Below are 18,179 nucleotides of genomic sequence, written 5' to 3'. Positions count from 1 at the left end.
GGGCGTCAGGATTCGAGCCGGGGACCGTACGGTCGCGAGAACGGGGTCCAACGCCGGCGTCCCCTGCCTGCGTCCTCCCGCACCGGGGGACAAGGGGCGGCGGTGGAGCCATCGCCGATCTCGGCCGCGACTTTGTCGATCATCTCCAACAAGTGTTGTGAGATCTCACCAGGGTACTCCAGTTGCGGAGAGTGACCCGCCTCGCCTATGAGCTCCAGACGCGAACCCGGAAGCGCTTCGGCGAGGCGCCGCGAATGCTCCGGCGGCGTCAAGGGATCGGAATCCCCCACCGCCACCAGCGTCGGCAAGCCTTTGAACAGCGGCAATGTAGCCGTCTCGTCGTGGTCGAGGATAGCTCGCGCATAGCCGACGATCGACTGGATCGACGTGCCGCGGTTCATGCGCTCGACCAGCGACACGATCGACGCGGGCGGGTTGGCGGTCACGAAGGACGAGCGGCGCGTCAAGAGCCACCCGAGGTCTCCGGCGAGCATCCGCGAGCGGTCGATCAGGTCCGGGGTCCACCCCGCGACCTGCTGGAGCATCGGCAGCACGGTGCGCCGCAGGCGGCGCAGCGCCCGCATCGGCTTGGTCTCGACCGTGTCGAGCCCGGCGGCGCTGGTCGACAGGAACGCCACGCCCTTGACGCGCTCGGCGAACACCTCGGGGTGGAGCCTGGCGTACACCTGGATCGTCATGCCGCCCATGGAATGCCCGACCAGGACCAGGGGCCCTGAGGGCGCGGCCGACTCCAGGACCTCGTGCAGGATGCCCGCGAGGTCCTCGATCGTGTACTCGGTGCGCGCGAGCGGGCCCGATCGCCCGTGGCCGGGCTGGTCGTACAGGACCGCGCGCATCGACAGGCCGGTGGCCTCGGCCACGGCCTTGCGCTGGAAGTAGAAGGTGTTCATGTCCTGCATGTAGCCGTGAGCGAACACCACCGTCAGGTCGGCGTCGTCGGGGCCGACGGTCTCGACGTGGATCGGAGCGCCGTCCTCGGTGCGCAGCGTGAACACCGAGCTGGTCGGCGGCAGCTCGAACGGCTCGTGCGCGTAGGGGTCGGACGACGAGGCGCGGGTGCGCCGCGCCACGTAGCGGGGGATCCCGATCGCCAGCGCCGCGCCGAGCGCGATGCCGCCGGTGACGCCTCCGGCGACCGCCCATCCGCGGGCGCGGCGCGAGGGACCGTGGGACTGCCTGTGTTTCATTCGGCCTCGACTCGTTTCAAGAGGTACCTGCTGCGAAGCGTCTCAAAGGCCCCGGTTCCACCAGCGGGGGATGCGCGAGCCCAGTCCGGTGAGGACGTCGTTGGGGATCGTCCCGGCCCAGGCGGCCCAGTCGTCGGCGTCGGGGTGCTGCGCGCCCGCGCCGATGAGGACGACCGGTTCGCCGGGTTTGACGGCGTCGTCGCCGCAGTCGACCACGAACTGGTCCATGCAGATGCGGCCGAGGACACGGCGGCGGCGCCCGGCGAGGTAGACCTCGGCGCTGCCGGAGGCCGCGCGGGGGACGCCGTCGGCGTAGCCGAGGGGCACGAGCGCGACGGTGGTGTCGCGTTCGAGGTGCACGGTGTGGCCGTAGGAGATGCCGGTTCCCTCGGGGAGGCGTTTGACGGTCATCACGGTCGAGCGCAGTTCGAGCGCGGGTTTGAGGTCGAGCGGGAACTGCGGGACCGGGTTGTAGCCGTAGAGGGCGATGCCGGGGCGCACGAGGTCGTAGCGGGTCTGGGGATCGGCGATGAGCGCGGCTGAGTTGGCGAGGTGGCGCAGTTCGGGGGTGATCCCGGCGGCGGCCACGGCGGTGAGGAAGCGTTCGAACGCGGCCTTCTGCTCATCGTTGGCGGGGTGGCCGATCTCGTCGGCGCACGCGAGGTGGGACCAGGCGCCGACGACGTGGAGGTGCCCGGCGGCCTGGTGCTTGGCCGCGGCCTCGGCGAAGGGCTCCCATTCGTGTTCGGGGACGCCGCCGCGGGAGATCCCGGTGTCGCCTTTGAGGTGGACGCGGGCGGGGGCCGCGTTGGTCTCGGCAGCGGCGGCGATCGCGTCGAGCTGGGCGAGGGAGGAGACGCCGACTTCGGCTCCGGCGGCGAGCGTCTCGGCCAGTCCGGCCTGCTCGGGGGCCCACGCGAAGGCCATCACGGGTGTGTTCGCGAATTCGGGGAGGCGGCGCAGCTGCCAGGCTTCGCGGAGGGTGGCGACGCCGAGGCGCGCGGCGCCGGCCTCGACCACCACGCGGGCGGTGGGGAGCATGCCGTGGCCGTAGCCGTCGGCCTTGACCATCGCCATCATGGGGACGCCCGCGGCGCGGGCCAGCGCTTCGACGTTGTGCGCGAGGCGCCGCCAGTCGATGCTGGCCTTGGCCAGGCCGGACATGCCGCCTTGCACCGGTTCAGACAGGATGCGGTAATTGTCGATCGCCACACTGCAAGGGTACGTGGCGCGGGCCCGTATGCGGGGCAGGCGGTGACGCGCTCGGGTGTGATGCGGGGCCGGACTGGTGCGCCCGGCCCCGGCCGAGCTCTAAGCGTCCCTGACGAGCTTGGCGGCTTCGACGAGGTTGGCGAGCGAGGGGCGGACCTCTTCGTAGCGGCGGGTCTTGAGCCCGCAGTCGGGGTTGGCCCACACGCGTTCGGCCCCGAGCGCGGCCACGGCCAGGCGCAGCGCCGCGGCCATCTCCTCGACGGCGGGGACGCGCGGCGAGTGGATGTCCCACACGCCAGGTCCGACCGCGCTGCGGTAGGCGGCGGCGTCGAGGTCGGCGAGGACCTCCATCTTGGAGCGGGAGGCCTCGATCGAGGTCACGTCGGCGTCCAGGGCGGCGATCGCGTCGATGACCTCGCCGAACTCCGAATAGCACAGGTGCGTGTGGATCGAGGTGGCCGAGGCGGCCCCGGAGGTCGCGATGCGGAACGAGCGGGTGGCCCAGTCGCGGTAGGCCGCGCGCGAAGCGGCCCGCACGGGCAGCAGCTCGCGCAGCGCGGGCTCGTCGACCTGGATGATCGCGGTCCCGGCGGCTTCGAGGTCGGCGACCTCGTCCCTCAGAGCGAGCGCGACCTGGTCGGCGGTGTCGGCCAGCGGCTGGTCGTCGCGCACGAAGGACCACGCGAGGATCGTGACCGGCCCGGTGAGCATGCCCTTGACGGGCTTGGCGGTGAGCGACTGCGCGTAGGTCGTCCATTCGACGGTCATGGGTTCGGTGCGGGCCACGTCGCCGTAGAGGATCGGCGGGCGCACGCAGCGCGAGCCGTAGGACTGGACCCAGCCCGCGGCGGTGGTCGCGAAGCCGGTGAGCTGCTCGGCGAAGTACTGCACCATGTCGTTGCGCTCGGGTTCGCCGTGGACGAGCACGTCGAGGCCGAGCTTCTCCTGCTCGGCGATGACCTCGGCGACCTCGGCCCGCATGCGGGCCTGGTAGTCGGCGTCGATCATCAGGCCCTGGCGGTGGGCGGCGCGGGCCTTGCGCAGCTCGGCGGTCTGCGGGAACGAGCCGATCGTGGTGGTCGGCAGCGGCGGGAGCGGGACGCGGGCGGCCTGGGCGTCCCGGCGTTCGCTGTAGGGCGCGCGGCGGTCGGCGTCGGGGCCGAGCGCGGCCAGGCGCGAGCGGACCGCTTCGTCGCGCCAGGCCTCGGGCGCGGGCGTGCGCTCGTGGCGGTCGCCTTCGGGGTTGGCGAGCGCGGTGATCTCGCGCAGTTTCTGGCGGGCGAACGCGAGGCGCTCGACCAGGGCCGCGGGGAGCGAGTCGGACGCGGTCTCGGCGTCCAGGTCGACCGGGACGTGCAGGAGCGAGGACGAGGAGCCGACGGCGACGCGGTCGCTGAGCTGCCGCAACGCGGCGACGTCGGCCGCGGCCCGGGCGAGGTCGGCGCGCCAGATGTTGCGGCCGTCGATCACTCCGGCCACCAAAAATGTTTCACGTGAAACATCAAGTGTCGTCAGTGTCTCCAGGTCAGCGCGGCCGCGGACCAGGTCGAGCGCGACGCCTTCGACGCCGGCCTCCAGGAGCACCGGGAGCGATTCACCGAAGGGCCCGTAGCCGCCGGTCACCAGGATCTCGGCGGTGCCGACGAGGCGGCGGTAGGCGGCCTCGACGGCTTCGAGCTCGGCCGCCGTGCGGTCGGCGCACAGCGCGGGCTCGTCGAGCTGCACCAGGCCGGCCCCGGCCTTCGCCAGGGCGCCGAGGATCTCGACGTAGACCTCGACGAGGTCGCCGAGCCGGTCGAAGGGCCGGAACCCGTCAGCGCCTTCGGAGGCCTTGGCCAGCAGGAGGAACGAGACGGGGCCGAGGAGCACCGGGCGGGCGTCCAGGCCCTTCGCTCGCGCTTCGAGGTATTCGGCGACGGCCTTCTCAGGCTTGGCCTCGAACGCGGTTTCGGGCCCGATCTCGGGCACGAGGTAGTGGTAGTTCGTGTCGAACCACTTGGTCATCTCCAAGGGCGCGGCCGACGCGTCGCCGCGGGCGGCGGCGAAGTACGCGTCGAGCGGGTCCTCGCGGCGGTGCCTGGGGGCGACGGCGTCGACGGCGAACGCGGTGTCGAGCACGTGGTCGTAGTAGGAGAAGGTCCCGGTCGGCACCGAGTCGAGCACCGAGAGGTCCTTGAGCATCTCGGCGCGGACGGCGGCCGCGGCCGCCTCCAGGTCGGCGGCGCCGGTGCGCCCGGCCCAATAGGATTCCAGCGCGCGTTTGAGTTCGCGCCCGGACCCGATGCGCGGGTATCCGAGTGCGGTGGCGCGCACGGCAATGCGGTTGGTCATGTGTCAGTTCCCTCGAACGTGCGACAACGGGACCGCGCGCGGTCGCGCGCGGTACGCGGGCAGGTATTCGGACTCGAGGGCGCCTTCCGATGCCTACTTCCCGCCGCTTCCCAGGCCGGGCCCAGTGCTCATGGCGGGTTTCGTTCCCTCTCACCGCTGCGGGGCAGTCCTGGATTCGCACCAGATTCCCTCTTGGCCGGGCGGCTCGCACCGCTCGGAACCAGCGTCGCCACCGATGGTACGGCCGCGGCCCGGCGACCTGCCCGGTCGCGGCCGGAGTGTGGGACGGGGCCAGCGCGGCGAGTAGTGTCGGGCCGATGAATCGACCTGTAGCAGTAGTCACCGGGGCCAGCAGCGGGATCGGCGCGGCCTCCGCGAAAGCCTTGGCCGGAGCCGGTTTCGACGTGGTCCTGGGGGCCCGGCGCGCTGACCGCCTCGCCGAGGTCGCGGCCGAGTCCGGCGGGAGGGCGATCGCGCTCGACGTCACCGACGAGGCCTCGGTGGCCGCTTTCGCCGAGCAGGTCGAGCGGTGCGACGTCCTGGTCAACAACGCGGGCGGCGCGTTCGGGCTCGAGCCGGTCGCCGAGGCCGACCTCGAACTGTGGCAGCGGATGTACGACGTGAACGTGCTCGGCACGGTACGGATCACCAAGGCGCTCTTGCCGAAGCTCGTGGCCTCGGGCAACGGCCAGGTCATGGTCGTCGGTTCGATCGCGGGCCACCAGCCCTACCCGGGCGGCGCGGGCTACAACGCCGCGAAGCACGCCGAGGCCGCGCTCACGCGGGTGCTGCGCATGGAGCTGCTCGGGCAGCCGGTGCGGGTGTGCGAGATCGACCCGGGCATGGTCGAGACCGAGTTCAGCCTGGTGCGCTTCGAAGGCGACCAGGAGCGGGCCGACGCGGTCTACGCGGGCATGACCCCGTTGACCGCCGCCGACATCGCCGAGACGATCACCTGGATCGCCACCCGCCCGGCCCACGTGAACATCGACCAGATCACGATCACCCCGAGGGACCAGGCGGGCGCACAGCTCGTCCACCGACGCAGTTGACGGATACGACGCGGGCGGCCGGGCACTGGATGCCCGGCCGCCCGCGTCGTTCGCTCAATCGGTGAGGGTGAACTCCGGTGAGGTCCACTGCTCCCAGTGGCCCGGGTTCGCTTCGTCCCCAAGGGCTTTGAGCACCCGCACCGTCAGCGTCCAGCGGCCCGGTTCGAACGCGTCGGGACGCTGCTCGGCGAGGTCGGCCAGGTGGATCCCCATCGCGTCGGCCGGGCCGGGGGAGCGGGGCAGGAACGCCTCGCGGTCCCACGTGACCTCCTCGCCGGTATCGGCGTTGGCGACGCTCACTTCGAGCGAGGCGACCTGGTGCCCCAGGTAGACCAGGGCCGCGAGCTGGGGCCCGTCGGCGATGCTGAACGTCTCGCCGTCCTCCAAGTCGCGGTACTCGAACTCGCGGGTCTCGGGGTCCTGGCCCACGACCGCGCCCAGGCGCGGGTACTCCGGGTGCTCCAGGACCGGAATCGCGAGGTAGTCGCCCTGGTAGCCCGAATACGCGGCCGTCAGCGCCTCACCCTTGTTCGGGGTGGCGGTGACGCGGCCACCGAAGACGCTGCCGAGCGGGAGCTCCTCGCTGGGCGTGACCGTGACGGCGACCGTGGCGTACTGGCCCGGGTAGAGGCGAAGCGTCTCAGGTTCGAACGTCACTTCCGGTTCGGCCGCATGGAAACCGGGGTCGCGCACGTCGCCGGTCGTGGCGATCGTCGACTCGTGGCTCAACTCGTAGTCGCGGGCCTGGCGGTCGCTTGAAGTGAGCGTCAGCTCGAACGTGCGCGCCTCGGTGCCGTCGCCGGTGTTCACCCCGGTCGGGTAGAGGCTCGCGCGGGCGTCGAGCGCGGCGATCACGTCGATGCGACCGGTCCCCTGCCGGTGCGCCGCTTCGAGTTCGCCCAGGTCGGGGTTGTCGCCCCACGCGACCGGCCGGGCCGAGTTCGCCAGGCGGGTGCGCACGTCGCGCGGGTCCAGGCGCGGTTCGGCGCCGAGCAGCAGCGCGGCGGCCCCGGCCACGTGCGGGGCCGACATCGAAGTGCCCGACATCGACCGGTAGGAGCCGTCCACGACCGGCACGGTCGACCAGATGCCCCCGCCCGGCGCGGTCACGTCAGGTTTGAACGCGAGATCCGGGGCCGGGCCATAAGCGCTGAACGACGAGGTGTAGCCGCCGCGCGGCAGGTCGACCAGGACCGTGTCGCCGGTGAACTCCAGGACCGGGGCCTTGCCGATCTCGGCCAGGTCCCGCAGGTCCTCGCCGTCGGCGTCAGTGACCGCGATCGCCGGGACGCCCTGGTCCTCGACGCCCTGGCCGCCGAACGGGCCCGACCGGTCGTTGTAGACCACGACGGCCGTCGCGCCCTCGGCCACGGCCCGCTCGTACTTCTCCTTGAACGTGCAGGTGCCGCGAACGACCAAGGCGGCCTTGCCGTTCACGTCGCCTTCCGAGGCGTCGTCGGCGCACGCGCGGCCGAGCCACACCAGCGGGTCGGAGGTCTCGCCGGTCTCCGGTTCGGTCGCGGCGTCGAGCGTGTTGTAGCCGATCGCGCGGTCCAGCGCGGGGACGAACGCGGCGCTCATGCGCTGGGACGGGTTGTCGGTCGAGGCCACGGCGATCACGTCCTCGCCCACGCCGGGGGCCGAGCCGGAGTAGACCCCGGCCTCGCCGTCGTTGCCCATCGAGGCCACCACGGTCACGCCCTCCTCGGTGAGCCGGTCGGCGGCCACCGCGGTCGGGTAGCCCGGCCACTGGAACGACTGGCCCAGCGAGAGGTTCACGACGTCCATGCCGTCAACCAGGGCCGCTTCCAGCGCCTGCATGATCACCTCGCCGCTGGTCGAGCCCTCGCAGCCGAACACGCGGTACGCGCCGAAGGTGACGCCCGGGGCCACTCCGGTGACCGTCCCGCTCGCGCCCACGATCCCGGCCACGTGCGTGCCGTGGCCGCCGCAGTCCATCGGGTCCTCGTCGGGGTCGGCCTCGGCGTTGTCCGGGTCGTCGGAGTCGAAATCGTCGCCCACGAAGTCGGTCCCGTAGGCCACCCGGCAACCCTCGCCGAAGCAGCCGCCCAGGTCAGGGTGGGTGTAGTCGACGCCGGAGTCGATCACGCCGACCCTGACGCCCTCGCCGGTCACGCCGCGGGCATGCGCCTCGTCTGCTCGAGTCGTCGCGATCGCCTGCGCCAGTTCGGGAACCGCGGCCTCGGTGCGATCTGCGCCGACGCGGGCCGGGCCGGTGAACACCACGTCGGTCCACACCCGCTCGACCAGGTCCAGGCCCGCTATCCGCTCGACCGTGGCCGCGTCGGCCTCGACCGAGACACCGTTCCACACCCGCGCGAAGTCGTGCCGGATCTCGAAGTCCAGGTCGTGCCCGACCGCTTCGAGCGCCGAAGCGCCCGCGCCGGTACTGAGCTCGACCAGCCAGACCTGCGCGGGCCCGGCGTCGTCCTTGGCCTCGGCGGTGCCGACGGAGGCGAACAGTGCGATCGCGGCCGCGCTCAGCGCGATCGGGCGCGCGAAGCGGAATGTGGGGCTGGAGCCCGGCATCGGGGTGTCCCTCTCGACTCGTGCCGGTCGGGCGCCGAACGCGGCCCCCGACCGGCAGCTTTGGCAGGACCTCGATCGTGGGCCATGCGGGGTGCGGATCGGCGCATTTGCAGGCCCGGAGCGGGTGCGTGTCGGACCGCCGATATGGATTCCCTCACCGAGGGTTGCGCCCGATATGCGAGTGGTACTAACCTTGGCGGGTCATGAGTTTCACCATTACGCGCCGTTATCTGACGCGCAGACGTCACATCGACCTCTGCCGCGTGTCGGCCGTGCTCTGTCGATAGCCACGAACCTCTCCACCGGCGGGCTCGCCGACGTATTCCTTCTCTCCGCTGGACCCGAGTCCACTCCAGTGACCTGAAACTTCCTCGCCGCAGGCGTGCTTTCGCGCGCGCCCGCGCGCCCGAAATACCCAGAGGTTCCACATATGTCCAGTGCCCCCGAAAGCACCGAGACCGAGGCCGACGCCTCGACCGCTAAGCGGCGCCGCCGCCTCCCGAAGATCCCGTTCGCCGCCCAGCTCCTGATCGGCCTCGTACTGGGCCTGGCGCTCGGCTATGTGGCCCGCCAGTGGTCGGTCGCATGGCTCGGCACCACCCTGGAGACGGCCGGCAGCCTGTTCGTCCAGCTGCTGTTCCTCATCGTCCCGTTCCTGGTGTTCACCGCGATCGTGACCTCGATCGCCAACCTGCGCAACCTCGCCAACGCCGGCCGCCTGGTCGCCAAGACCCTCGGCTGGTTCGCGATCACCTCGCTCATCGCCGTCGCGATCGGCATCGCGATCGGCCTGACCACCAACCCCGGCTCGGGCGTGGCCCTCACCAGCGACGCCGCCGCGCCGGAGAACTCCGGTTCGTGGACCGACTTCCTCACCGGCATCATCCCGACCAACGTCGTGGACGCCTTCGTGAACGTCAACGTGCTCCAGATCGTGTTCATCGCGATCATCGTGGGCGCCGCAGCCGCGAAGATCGGCCCCAAGGCCGAGCCGTTCCTGAAGTTCAACGCCTCGGCGCTGGCGCTGATCCAGAAGGCCCTGTGGTGGGTGATCCGCTTGGCGCCCATCGGGACCGCGGCGCTCATCGGCAAGTCGGTGTACGCGTACGGGTGGGACCTGCTCGAGCCGCTCGCGGTGTTCAGCATCGACATCTACGTCGGCTCGCTCATCGTGATCCTGGTCGTGTACCCGATCCTGCTCCGCCTGGTGGCCAAGGTGTCGCCGATCCAGTTCTTCCGCAAGGCGTGGCCGGCGATCCAGTTCGCGTTCGTGTCGCGCTCCTCGGTGGGCACGCTGCCGCTGGCGCAGAAGACGGTCACCGACCGCCTCGGCGTCGACCGCGACTACGCCTCGTTCGCGTCGCCGTTCGGCGCCACGACCAAGATGGACGGTTGCGCCGCGATCTACCCGGCGATCGCCGCGATCTTCGTGGCGCAGGTCTACGGCATCGACCTCGGGATCCAGGACTACCTGCTCATCGCGTTCGTGTCGGTGATCGGCTCGGCGGCGACCGCGGGCCTGACCGGCGCGACCGTGATGCTGACGCTGACCCTCTCCACGCTGGGCCTGCCGCTGGAGGGCGTGGGCCTGCTGCTGGCGATCGACCCGATCATGGACATGATCCGCACGGCCACCAACGTGGCCGGGCAGATGGTCGTCCCGGTGATCGTGGCGAAGTCGGAGAAGCTGCTCGACCGCGAGGTCTACGACGCGGCCCCGCAGCCGCTCGATGCCGCCGCGACCTTCGGCGGCGACGCGGAGGTCCCGGCCCAGAAGGGCGAGCCCTCGTTGCAGCCAGCCTGATCTCGCTTCATCGTGATGGCGGCGAGGGGCCAACCCGTCCGGGCTGGCCCCTCGCCGCCATCACGCGCAGTCGTCATATCCTATAGGATATATCCTATATGACATGACCCTATAGGATATATCCTATAGGATTTGCCGTCATTGTGCGGACGTCACCGGTGGTCCTCTATGTACCGTTCGAGTCCGTCGAGGACGCGTTCGAGTCCGAACCCGAACACGTCGACCGTGGGAACGGTGAAGCTGTTCTCGGCCACGAGACGGTACACGTGCGGGTAGTCCTCGCGCGCGGACTCGTGCTGGAGGAACCGGAACCAGTGCGGGTCGTCCTGGCCCTGGATCTCGGGGCGGACCGCGCCGCCCACGTACCCGTTGACGGCCATCACGGCCGCGAGGCAGATTTCGGCAGGCAGGCCCTCGGCCTCGAACACGCCGAGCGCGGTGTCGAGCCAGCGCGCCTCGCCCGGGCCCATCGCGTGGTTGGCGGTCGCGAGCGCGAGCGCCCAGGGGTGGGCGTGGAAGAGGTCGCGCACGGCCAGGGCCCAGGCGGTCATGGCCGCGCGCCAGCCCTCGCCTTCGGGGAGGCGGGGCGGGTCGGTCATGGTGGCGTCGTACATGAGGGCCACGAGTTCGTCCTTGCCCGGGACGTGGCGGTAGAGGGACATGACGCCCGAGCCGAGGCGCTCGGCCAGGTGCTTCATGGAGACCTGTTGGAGGCCTTCGGCATCGGCGATCGCGAGGGCCTCGGCCACGATGCGTTCGCGGCTGAGCGCGGGGGGCCGGCCGCGGGCGGGGCGGGTCTTGGCGCCCCAGAGCAGTTCGTATCCGCCGTCTCCCACGGTCGTGTTCTCCGTTCGTGTCGCGAGGTTCGCAGCTTACGTGCCATTGGAGCGGCGGGGTTCCCCTCGGTTGTGCGTATGAGATACGCTAATTAGCGTATCTCATACGCATCGTTGATCGGAGACCCCCGTGACCGCCCCCATCACCACCCGACCCGACACCGCGCCGCCGCAGGCGCCGAAGAAGAAGTGGTACCGCAGGCCTTGGATCGTCCCGCTCATCGCGGTGGCGGTGCTGTTCGTGCTCGCGCGACTGCCCGCGTATCTCTCGTTCGACACCTCGAACGCGCTGCTGCCCTTGCAGGAGGGGTATCCCCAGCTGCACTTCGCGCTGCTGACCGGGCACATCCTCTTCGGTTCGATCGCGCTGATCTGCTGCTCGCTCCAGGTGTGGACGTGGCTGCGGCTCAAGCACCCCCGGTTCCACCGGATCAGCGGGCGGCTCTACGTGTTCGCGGGCGTGCTGCCCTCGGGGATCCTCGCGGGCGTGGTCAGCGCCATCGCGGTGATGGACCCGGCGGGCCGGATCGGGAACCTGTTCCTGACGGTGCTGTGGCTGGGGACGACGTTCCTGGGCATTCGGGCCGCGATCCGCAAGGACTTCCTGCGGCACCGGCGCTGGATGATCCGCAGCTTCGCGCTGTGCTTCTCCATCGTGGCCAACCGGGTGTGGATCGGGATCCTTCTGTTGTGCCTCCTGCCGTTCCAGGACTCCTACTACGGCGGCGACTTCGAAGCGCTCACGGAGGACGTGGCCGTGGCCTCGATCTGGGTCGGCTGGATCGTGAACCTGTTGATCGCGCAATGGTGGCTCGACCGCAAGCCGAAGCGCCGCGCGCGTCCCGCGGTGGCCGCCTGAGCGTTGCGACCAAAGTCGGAGTGCGGCGGCGCGGGTGCCACTTTCGCCGCGTCTCGCGCTCCGACACAGGTCGCCCCTGTATGAGGCGAAAGTCCATGCCGCGGAACGATTCTTTCGGACGCCACCCGCGCGAAGCTGAACGGCATGGACACCATCAAGGCCGAAGCCGCCGCAGTGACGGCCGCGCCCACCGGCGGTCGCCTCGCGCTGCTGGACGTGCTGCGCGGCGTCGCGATCCTCGGCACGCTCGGCACCAACATCTGGATCTTCGCCTCCCCGGCCGGGGAGGCGGGCCCGCTGATCGGCACCGCGGGCACGGCCACCGACCACACGGCCATCGGGTGGCTGTTCGAGCTCCTCGCCAACGGCAAGTTCCTGTCGATGCTCACCGTGCTGTTCGGGGTGGGCCTGGCGATCCAGTTCCGCTCCAGCGAGAAGAGGGGCCGCCGCTGGCCGGGCCGCTACCACTGGCGGGCGCTGTTCCTGTTCGCCGAGGGCACGATCCACTTCACGCTCGTGTTCGCGTGGGACGTGCTCATGGGGTACGCGGTCACCGCGATCGTGGTGGCGTGGCTCCTCACGCGGTCGCGGCGGGCGCTGCACGCGGTCATGTGGAGCGCGCTGGGCGTGCACCTCGCGTTCATGGGCCTGGTCACGGCGGCGATGTTCGCCGAGTCGGGTGCCGATGCCCAGCCCGACGAGGAGATCGAGGCGCTGTACGCCTCGGGCTCGTGGTTCGATCAGGTCCAGTTCCGGATCGACAACGCTCTGATCTTCCGCATCGAGCCGATCGTGACGTTCCCGCTGCTGGTCTTCCTGTTCATCCTGGGCGTCAGGCTGTTTCGCGCGGGCGCCTTCGGCGCCGACGAGCGGGGCCGGGCCATTCACGGCCGGATGCTGGCGTGGGGTCTGGGAATCGGCCTGCCGCTCAACGTGGCGCTCATGGCCGGGCCGGACGAGCTGTTCTTCCTGGAGCGCTACGCGGCGGCGCCGATCGTGATGCTGGGCTTCATCGGCCTGACCGGCCTCCTGGTCGAGAAGGTCCGCCGGGGCCCGGTCAGGGCGTCACTGGAGACGCTGGGGCGCACCGCTTTGAGCGGGTACATCCTCCAGAACGTGCTCGCTTCGGCGATCATGTACGGCTGGGGCCTGGGCCTGGCCGACCGCTTCGGCGCGAACCCCTGGTTCGTGGCCGGGACCTGGCTCGCCATCAGCGCAGTGCTCCTGGTCGGCTCCCGACTGTGGCTGCGCCGCTTCGACAACGGCCCGGCAGAAGCACTCCAGAAAGCGATCCTGCGCTAGGACGGGTTCTCGTTGACGAACGCGGCGGCGAGCCCGCCGAGTGGCGCAGCGAGGGCGTCCTTCCGCTCGGTGGGCCTGACGAGGCCGCGATCGACCAACACGTCGAGCGCGGCCTCAAGGTCGGCCCGCAACCTCGCGCGTTCGGCCTCGGGCAACGCCGCAGCGGCCTCCACCGCCCGCCGCAACCGGGCGCTGCGCGGCCCCGGCTCCATCGACGACGCGTGGAAACCGGTGAGCCCCAACCCGACCACCACGAGCGCGCTCCAGAACACCGGCGTCGGATCGCGCCATAGCTCGACCTCGACCATCCCGATACCGGCCGCCACGGGGAACGTCATGATCAACGCGACCCCGCCCCACACCGCGTCGGCGGTGGTGCCGTACCCCTGCCAGGCCCGCGCGTACCCCACGGCCTCGCACGCCCCGGCCACCACCAGCAGCCCACCGGCCACACTCCAGGCCGCGAACGGCTCGGCCCGCCCAAGCGCCAACAGCACCAGCCCGGCGACCACCAGGGCCACCAGCGCCGCCAGATACCAGACACCGCCCAGACGAAGCGTCCGGCCACGATTGCGAAGCAGCAGTTGCACTTCGGGGTGGCCGGTGAACAGATGCGCTTCGAGCGGAATCCAGTGCGTACCGAGCGAACGCCGCCGCCGCGCCGCCCACACGGCGGCAGGACCGGGCACAGTCTTCATGGGGCCTCCCGAGGGTTGCGACCATTCTGCCGCACACACCCCAGATACTCAGCCCGCGAAAGCAGCCTCGACCTCGTCCAGGTTCGCTGTCCACCAGCGGAGCAGGCGTTCATCGGAGAACAGGATCTCGTCGGCCGAGCCGGTTCCCTTGTCGTAGTGGTACTTCAGGTGCCACACGCTCGACGCCATCCGCCACCAGCGATGCCGGGCCGCCTCGACCAACGCATCCGCTCCGATCGCGGACTCGGTTCGGTATCCGGCGATGAGCGCCCGGACATTGTCGAGATCGACTCGGCCACTTGGCAACACGCACTGGTACATCGCGGCGCGGGCGATCTCCTCACCGTATGCGTTGACCCGCAACCGATCCCAATCGAGCACCGCCGCGATGCGGTCGCCCTGCCACAGCAGGTTCCAATTCTGGCAGTCCCCGTGAATCCAGCCGTAGGGCTCGTACGTCGCGAACTCCGGCCGCGAGACAGTATGAGCCGCAAGCAGTTCCAGGCGCTCGTGCAGCAGCGGCACGACCGCGCGGTCGAACTCGTCGGGTTCGGGCCTGGCCTCGATCAGCGCCAGGTACTCCTGGATTCGTGCGCGGGCCTTACCCGGATCCGCTACCGGATACTCGGGCCGAGCCGGAGTTCGAAGCCCCATAACAGGATCGGCCAGAGCCCGGTGAATCCGCCCGATCACCGCGCCCATGTGAAACGACCGCCCAGGATCCATCTCATCCCCACGAGGATGCCCGCCCTCGACCCACGGCGCGAGATAGTAAGCGCCACCGTCGATCTCGACCACCACCGCGCCCGACAACGAAGGCACCGCCGACACGACCGGCACCCCGGCCGCCGCGAGCTTCGGCATGAGCCTGAGACTCTGCCGAGCCGCTTCCGGACTGAGCTCGTCCAACTCTTTGAGCGCGAACACCCCACGCTCAGTCTCCAAGCGCCAGTTGCGGTTGAGGATGCCGTTCGCGAGATATCGGACCGCGCGTATCTCTCCGAGCCCGTAGGCGCGAGCGATGGCGTCGGTTCCGGCCGTGGGGGAGGAAGTCACCGCCGAAGGCTACCGGCGCGGGTGCGCACCGGCATCTCGATTGCGGCCGGCCTCGGGCCGACCGGTCTTGAGCGGTAGCGCCGCTCGCAACGCCCAACGGTTCGGGTCCTCCGGCCCGGCCGAAGCCGTGCCTCCCAGCAACCGGACCCGCTCGGTGACGCCGATGAGGCCACGGCCGTGGCCGCCCTCTTCCGAGGCTCCCGCGATCTCGTTGCGCACGTGCAGGATCAACTCCGCCTCATCCACGGTCACCGCAAGCTCCACCCGCGCGCCCGGCGCGTGGCGGAGCGCGTTGGTGAGGCCCTCCTGCACGATCCGGTAGGCCTCGCGGGAGACCGCCGAAGTCACCGCGCCCAGATCGCCGCTGATCTCGACGTCGACTTCGTTGCCGCCCTGGACGACCCGCCCGACCAGCTCGGCGAGGTCCGCGAGCGTCGGGCGCGCGGCCCGGGGCTCCGGTTCCTCCCGCAGCACCCCGAGCGCCCGGTCGAGATCGTCCAGCGCCGCGCGGGAGCCGCCCTCGATCGAGGACATCGCCCGCCGGGCCGCGTCGGGGTCTGAGTCGAAGACCTGATTCGCCACCGCCGCTTGGAAAGTGAACGAGGTCAACGCGTGCCCGATCGAATCGTGCAAGTCCCGGGCGAGCCGATTGCGGACCGCGGCGCGGTCGGCCTCGACTTCGGCGGCCGCGAGACGCTCGGCCAGGCTCGGGCCGAGCAGCGCCGCCGCCCACCTCGCCATCAGACGCGCGCCGCCGGCGCTCGCCGTACCCAGCGCGACCACGCCGAGCAGCGCCGCGAGCAGTGTCCAGGCCCCGCCCGGGCCGCCCGAGACCTCCGCGTCGACCACGATCGTGACGCCGCCGCCACCGGCCAGCCACACCAGCGGCAGGACCAGGGCCACGCCCGCCAGCACCGTCACGGTCATGAGCACCCCGCCCCACACCGCCCAGGCCACGACCCACACCGCCGTCGCGAACCGCCGCGGCGCCTGCGGCCTGGGCAGCGCGGTTCCCAAGAGCGCGTTCGCGATCCGGACGCTTGCGCTCCGGCCCGCCCGAGGCACGCCGAGCAAAGCCACCGCCGCGAGCGCGGCCAGCGTGAACACCACCGAAGGAGTGCGCGGCCACGCCAGGGCCAGCAACGCGGTCGCGACGGAGGCTGCGGCGAGCCCTGCCGTCGCGCCGAGGAGGGCGTGGAGCCAACCTCGGCAGGCGGCGGGCAGGAACGGGATGACTCGTGACATGAGGCGAGTGTGGCACCCGGGCGGGCGGCGCGTCTCCCTCCGATGGGGGAGTGGAGGTTCCCGCTTTCCAGGGAGGCAGGGGGCTCCTCGGGCGGCGAGTGTTGGCGGCGACAACGTCTCCTCGAAAGGACCGATTCCCATGACGCCCAGAGCAAAGGGCCTGATCGCATTCCTCCTCCTGGCCTTCGGGCTGGCGTGGGGAGGGATGTTCACCGCAGTGCTGGTGTTCGACCTGTCGCTGGTCAACCCGGTGGTGCAGCTGGCCACCGTCGCGTTCACTCCCGCGATCGCGGCGTTCATCGTCCGCAAGTGGGTCACGAAGGAAGGCTTCGCCGACGCGGGGCTGCGTCTACGGCTGCGCGGCAACCTCGGCCTCTACCTGACCGCGTGGCTCGGCCCGCTCGTCTTCGCGGCGGCCGCACTCGCGCTGGCTGTGGCGCTCGGTCTATGGGAGTTCGACGCCGAGGCGTTCGCGCTGGTCCCCGGGCTGCCGGTGTGGGCTTCGATCGGGCTGCTCATGCTGGTGGTGGTCGTGCTGGTGCCGGCCTATTGGGGTGAGGAGTTCGGGTGGACGAGTTATCTGCGGCTGCGGCTGGCGCCCGAGCGGCCGGTGCTGTCGACACTGCTGACCGGGCTGATCTGGGCCGTGTGGCACTACCCGCTCGCGTTCCTCGGCTACGTGATCTTCGACAATGTGGTCGCGGGCCTGGCGATCTGGACGGTGTCCATGGTGTTCCAGGAGATCTTCCTGTCGTGGCTGCGGCTGCGCACCGGTTCGGTGTGGGCCGCGAGCCTGGCGCACGCGGGGAACAACATGGTGCTGTTCCTGCTCATCGGCGCCGCGTTCGGCGATGACACGCGCGGCGTGGGGATGCTGCTGGCGACCGTCCCGATGGTCGTGGTGGCGCTGTGGATCGTCCTGAGCGGGCGGCTGGCCTCGGAACTGCCGCGGGCCGACCGGGAGCGCGAATCGGCGCTGGTCTGAGCGGGCCGGAGGCGGGGGCGGGGTGGCATCATCGAGCCGTGGCCTCCGCTCCCGTCTCCGTGCTCATCGCCGACGACGACCCGATCGTGCGCACCGGGCTCCGGACGCTCCTGTCGGCGCAGCCGGGCGTCGAGCCGGTGGCCGAGGCGTCCAACGGGGCCGAGGTGCTGACGCTGGTGCGGCGCTCGCGGCCCGACGTGGTGCTCATGGACGTGCGGATGCCGGGCATGGACGGCATCGAGGCGACCCGGCGGCTGCGCGAGACGGTGCCCGAGCCGCCGAAGGTCATCGTGATCACCACGTTCGAGAACGACGAGTACGTGTACGGCGCATTGCGCGCAGGCGCGAACGGGTTCCTGCTCAAGCGGAGCGACATATCGCGCATCGCTGACGCGATTCGCGTTGTGGCCCAAGGCGATGCGCTGCTGTTCCCCGAGGCCATCCGCTCCCTCGCGACGACCCTCGCCCACCCGCCGGGCAACGCCCACGGCCCGATCGCCCTGACCCCGCGCGAAGCCGAAGTGCTCCGCCTCATCGCCCAAGGCCTCTCGAACCGAGACATCGCCACCCGCCTCTACCTGGGCCTGGAGACCGTCAAGACCCACGTGAGGAGCATCCTCACCAAACTCAACGCGGGCAACCGCACCGAAGCGGTGATCATGGCCTACGAATCGGGCTTCATCCGCCCGAGAACGAAATGAAAAAAGACCCGGCGCACCGCGCCGGGCCGTTCCTGTTGTGGAGCTGGCAACGGCCTACTTGAACCCATCACCCCAGCTCAACACCCGCACCAACCAGCTCCCAGACCTGCTCACCCGCCCGGCCGCGAATCCTGACCCCCACCCCACGCCCGAACAACCCAAACCCCGGTCATCAAACGGAAGACCCTGGTCCCTCAACCGCCGCCTCAACAGCACGGACCGAGCCGCCATAGTGAGCGAGTACCAGGCAGGTGAGCTCCAGAAAGTCCTCGCGCAGAAGTACGGCATCAGCATCTCCAGCATCAAACGCCTAATCCGAGTTGCAGGAGAAGTGGAAAGC

The 18,179-nt window shown here is 70.7% G+C and carries 14 protein-coding genes and 1 riboswitch; of the genes, 6 read left to right on the top strand and 8 right to left on the bottom strand.

Going from position 1 to position 18,179, the window contains the following annotated elements:
• Positions 1–5: 5 nt before the first annotated feature.
• The 3 genes from AB0B28_RS15820 to metE all read right to left on the bottom strand — a co-directional run bounded on the left by AB0B28_RS15820 (position 6) and on the right by metE (position 4,751).
• On the bottom strand, positions 6–1,208 hold the full coding sequence (locus AB0B28_RS15820) for an alpha/beta hydrolase (RefSeq protein WP_360121365.1): 1,203 nt from the start codon (positions 1,206–1,208) through the stop codon (positions 6–8).
• A 42-nt stretch (positions 1,209–1,250) separates the two neighbouring features.
• A complete protein-coding gene (gene alr / locus AB0B28_RS15815) occupies positions 1,251–2,420 on the bottom strand; it encodes an alanine racemase (protein ID WP_360121363.1) in 1,170 nt (389 codons plus the stop codon).
• A 99-nt stretch (positions 2,421–2,519) separates the two neighbouring features.
• Positions 2,520–4,751 carry a 5-methyltetrahydropteroyltriglutamate--homocysteine S-methyltransferase gene (metE, locus tag AB0B28_RS15810; protein ID WP_360121361.1) on the bottom strand — a complete coding sequence of 744 codons (2,232 nt, stop codon included), beginning with the start codon at positions 4,749–4,751 and terminating at the stop codon, positions 2,520–2,522.
• Between the two features lie 40 nt (positions 4,752–4,791).
• Positions 4,792–4,991, bottom strand: a riboswitch (cobalamin riboswitch).
• A gap of 77 nt (positions 4,992–5,068) precedes the next feature.
• Between metE and AB0B28_RS15805 the strand changes: the two genes are divergently transcribed.
• Positions 5,069–5,803, top strand: coding sequence for an SDR family NAD(P)-dependent oxidoreductase (locus tag AB0B28_RS15805; RefSeq protein WP_360121359.1), 735 nt, complete (start codon positions 5,069–5,071; stop codon positions 5,801–5,803).
• A gap of 54 nt (positions 5,804–5,857) precedes the next feature.
• Here AB0B28_RS15805 and AB0B28_RS15800 read toward each other — a convergent pair whose 3' ends face one another.
• A complete protein-coding gene (locus AB0B28_RS15800; RefSeq protein ID WP_360121357.1) occupies positions 5,858–8,353 on the bottom strand; it encodes a S8 family serine peptidase in 2,496 nt (831 codons plus the stop codon).
• A 430-nt stretch (positions 8,354–8,783) separates the two neighbouring features.
• Here AB0B28_RS15800 and AB0B28_RS15795 point away from each other — a divergent pair, with 430 nt between their 5' ends.
• Positions 8,784–10,157 (top strand): dicarboxylate/amino acid:cation symporter, encoded by a 1,374-nt coding sequence (locus AB0B28_RS15795; RefSeq protein WP_360121355.1) that lies wholly within the window; start codon positions 8,784–8,786, stop codon positions 10,155–10,157.
• Between the two features lie 152 nt (positions 10,158–10,309).
• On the opposite strand, the gene AB0B28_RS15790 is transcribed toward AB0B28_RS15795, so the two are convergent.
• Complete coding sequence (locus AB0B28_RS15790) at positions 10,310–10,993, bottom strand: TetR/AcrR family transcriptional regulator (protein WP_360121353.1); 684 nt, start codon at positions 10,991–10,993, stop codon at positions 10,310–10,312.
• A 130-nt stretch (positions 10,994–11,123) separates the two neighbouring features.
• Here AB0B28_RS15790 and AB0B28_RS15785 point away from each other — a divergent pair, with 130 nt between their 5' ends.
• Positions 11,124–11,852: a DUF2306 domain-containing protein gene (locus AB0B28_RS15785; protein ID WP_360121351.1), complete on the top strand. Its 729-nt coding sequence runs from the start codon at positions 11,124–11,126 to the stop codon at positions 11,850–11,852.
• Positions 11,853–11,996: 144 nt separating this feature from the next.
• On the top strand, positions 11,997–13,154 hold the full coding sequence (locus AB0B28_RS15780; RefSeq protein WP_360121349.1) for a DUF418 domain-containing protein: 1,158 nt from the start codon (positions 11,997–11,999) through the stop codon (positions 13,152–13,154).
• On the opposite strand, the gene AB0B28_RS15775 is transcribed toward AB0B28_RS15780, so the two are convergent.
• Genes AB0B28_RS15775 through AB0B28_RS15765 form a run of 3 tightly spaced genes read right to left on the bottom strand, consistent with a single transcriptional unit; the run spans position 13,151 to position 16,153 of the window.
• Positions 13,151–13,852, bottom strand: coding sequence for a hypothetical protein (locus AB0B28_RS15775; RefSeq protein ID WP_360121347.1), 702 nt, complete (start codon positions 13,850–13,852; stop codon positions 13,151–13,153). The two genes, AB0B28_RS15780 and AB0B28_RS15775, sit on opposite strands and share 4 nt — an antisense overlap.
• Before the next feature lie 48 nt (positions 13,853–13,900).
• Entirely contained in the window at positions 13,901–14,908 is a 1,008-nt protein-coding gene (locus AB0B28_RS15770) for a phosphotransferase (RefSeq protein ID WP_360121345.1), read from the bottom strand.
• A gap of 9 nt (positions 14,909–14,917) precedes the next feature.
• Positions 14,918–16,153 (bottom strand): histidine kinase, encoded by a 1,236-nt coding sequence (locus AB0B28_RS15765; RefSeq protein WP_360121343.1) that lies wholly within the window; start codon positions 16,151–16,153, stop codon positions 14,918–14,920.
• Between the two features lie 139 nt (positions 16,154–16,292).
• Here AB0B28_RS15765 and AB0B28_RS15760 point away from each other — a divergent pair, with 139 nt between their 5' ends.
• Positions 16,293–17,138, top strand: coding sequence for a CPBP family intramembrane glutamic endopeptidase (locus tag AB0B28_RS15760; RefSeq protein ID WP_360121341.1), 846 nt, complete (start codon positions 16,293–16,295; stop codon positions 17,136–17,138).
• Between the two features lie 38 nt (positions 17,139–17,176).
• Positions 17,177–17,839, top strand: a complete 663-nt coding sequence (locus AB0B28_RS15755) for a response regulator transcription factor (protein ID WP_360121339.1) — start codon at positions 17,177–17,179, stop codon at positions 17,837–17,839.
• Positions 17,840–18,179 lie beyond the last annotated feature (340 nt).

The sequence above is a fragment of the Glycomyces sp. NPDC046736 genome (genome assembly GCF_040645615.1).
Classification (GTDB): Bacteria; Actinomycetota; Actinomycetes; order Mycobacteriales; family Micromonosporaceae; genus Glycomyces.
This window is presented reverse-complemented; position numbering and strand designations above follow the sequence as displayed.

What these genes read in the sequence shown, in the direction of transcription:
- AB0B28_RS15820 (WP_360121365.1), bottom strand. Translation starts at nt 1,208, where the DNA reads ATGAAACACAGGCAGTCCCACGGTCCCTCGCGCCGCGCCCGCGGATGG.
- metE (WP_360121361.1), bottom strand. Translation starts at nt 4,751, where the DNA reads ATGACCAACCGCATTGCCGTGCGCGCCACCGCACTCGGATACCCGCGC.
- AB0B28_RS15805 (WP_360121359.1), top strand. Translation starts at nt 5,069, where the DNA reads ATGAATCGACCTGTAGCAGTAGTCACCGGGGCCAGCAGCGGGATCGGC.
- AB0B28_RS15800 (WP_360121357.1), bottom strand. Translation starts at nt 8,353, where the DNA reads ATGCCGGGCTCCAGCCCCACATTCCGCTTCGCGCGCCCGATCGCGCTG.
- AB0B28_RS15795 (WP_360121355.1), top strand. Translation starts at nt 8,784, where the DNA reads ATGTCCAGTGCCCCCGAAAGCACCGAGACCGAGGCCGACGCCTCGACC.
- AB0B28_RS15780 (WP_360121349.1), top strand. Translation starts at nt 11,997, where the DNA reads ATGGACACCATCAAGGCCGAAGCCGCCGCAGTGACGGCCGCGCCCACC.
- AB0B28_RS15775 (WP_360121347.1), bottom strand. Translation starts at nt 13,852, where the DNA reads ATGAAGACTGTGCCCGGTCCTGCCGCCGTGTGGGCGGCGCGGCGGCGG.
- AB0B28_RS15765 (WP_360121343.1), bottom strand. Translation starts at nt 16,153, where the DNA reads ATGTCACGAGTCATCCCGTTCCTGCCCGCCGCCTGCCGAGGTTGGCTC.
- AB0B28_RS15760 (WP_360121341.1), top strand. Translation starts at nt 16,293, where the DNA reads ATGACGCCCAGAGCAAAGGGCCTGATCGCATTCCTCCTCCTGGCCTTC.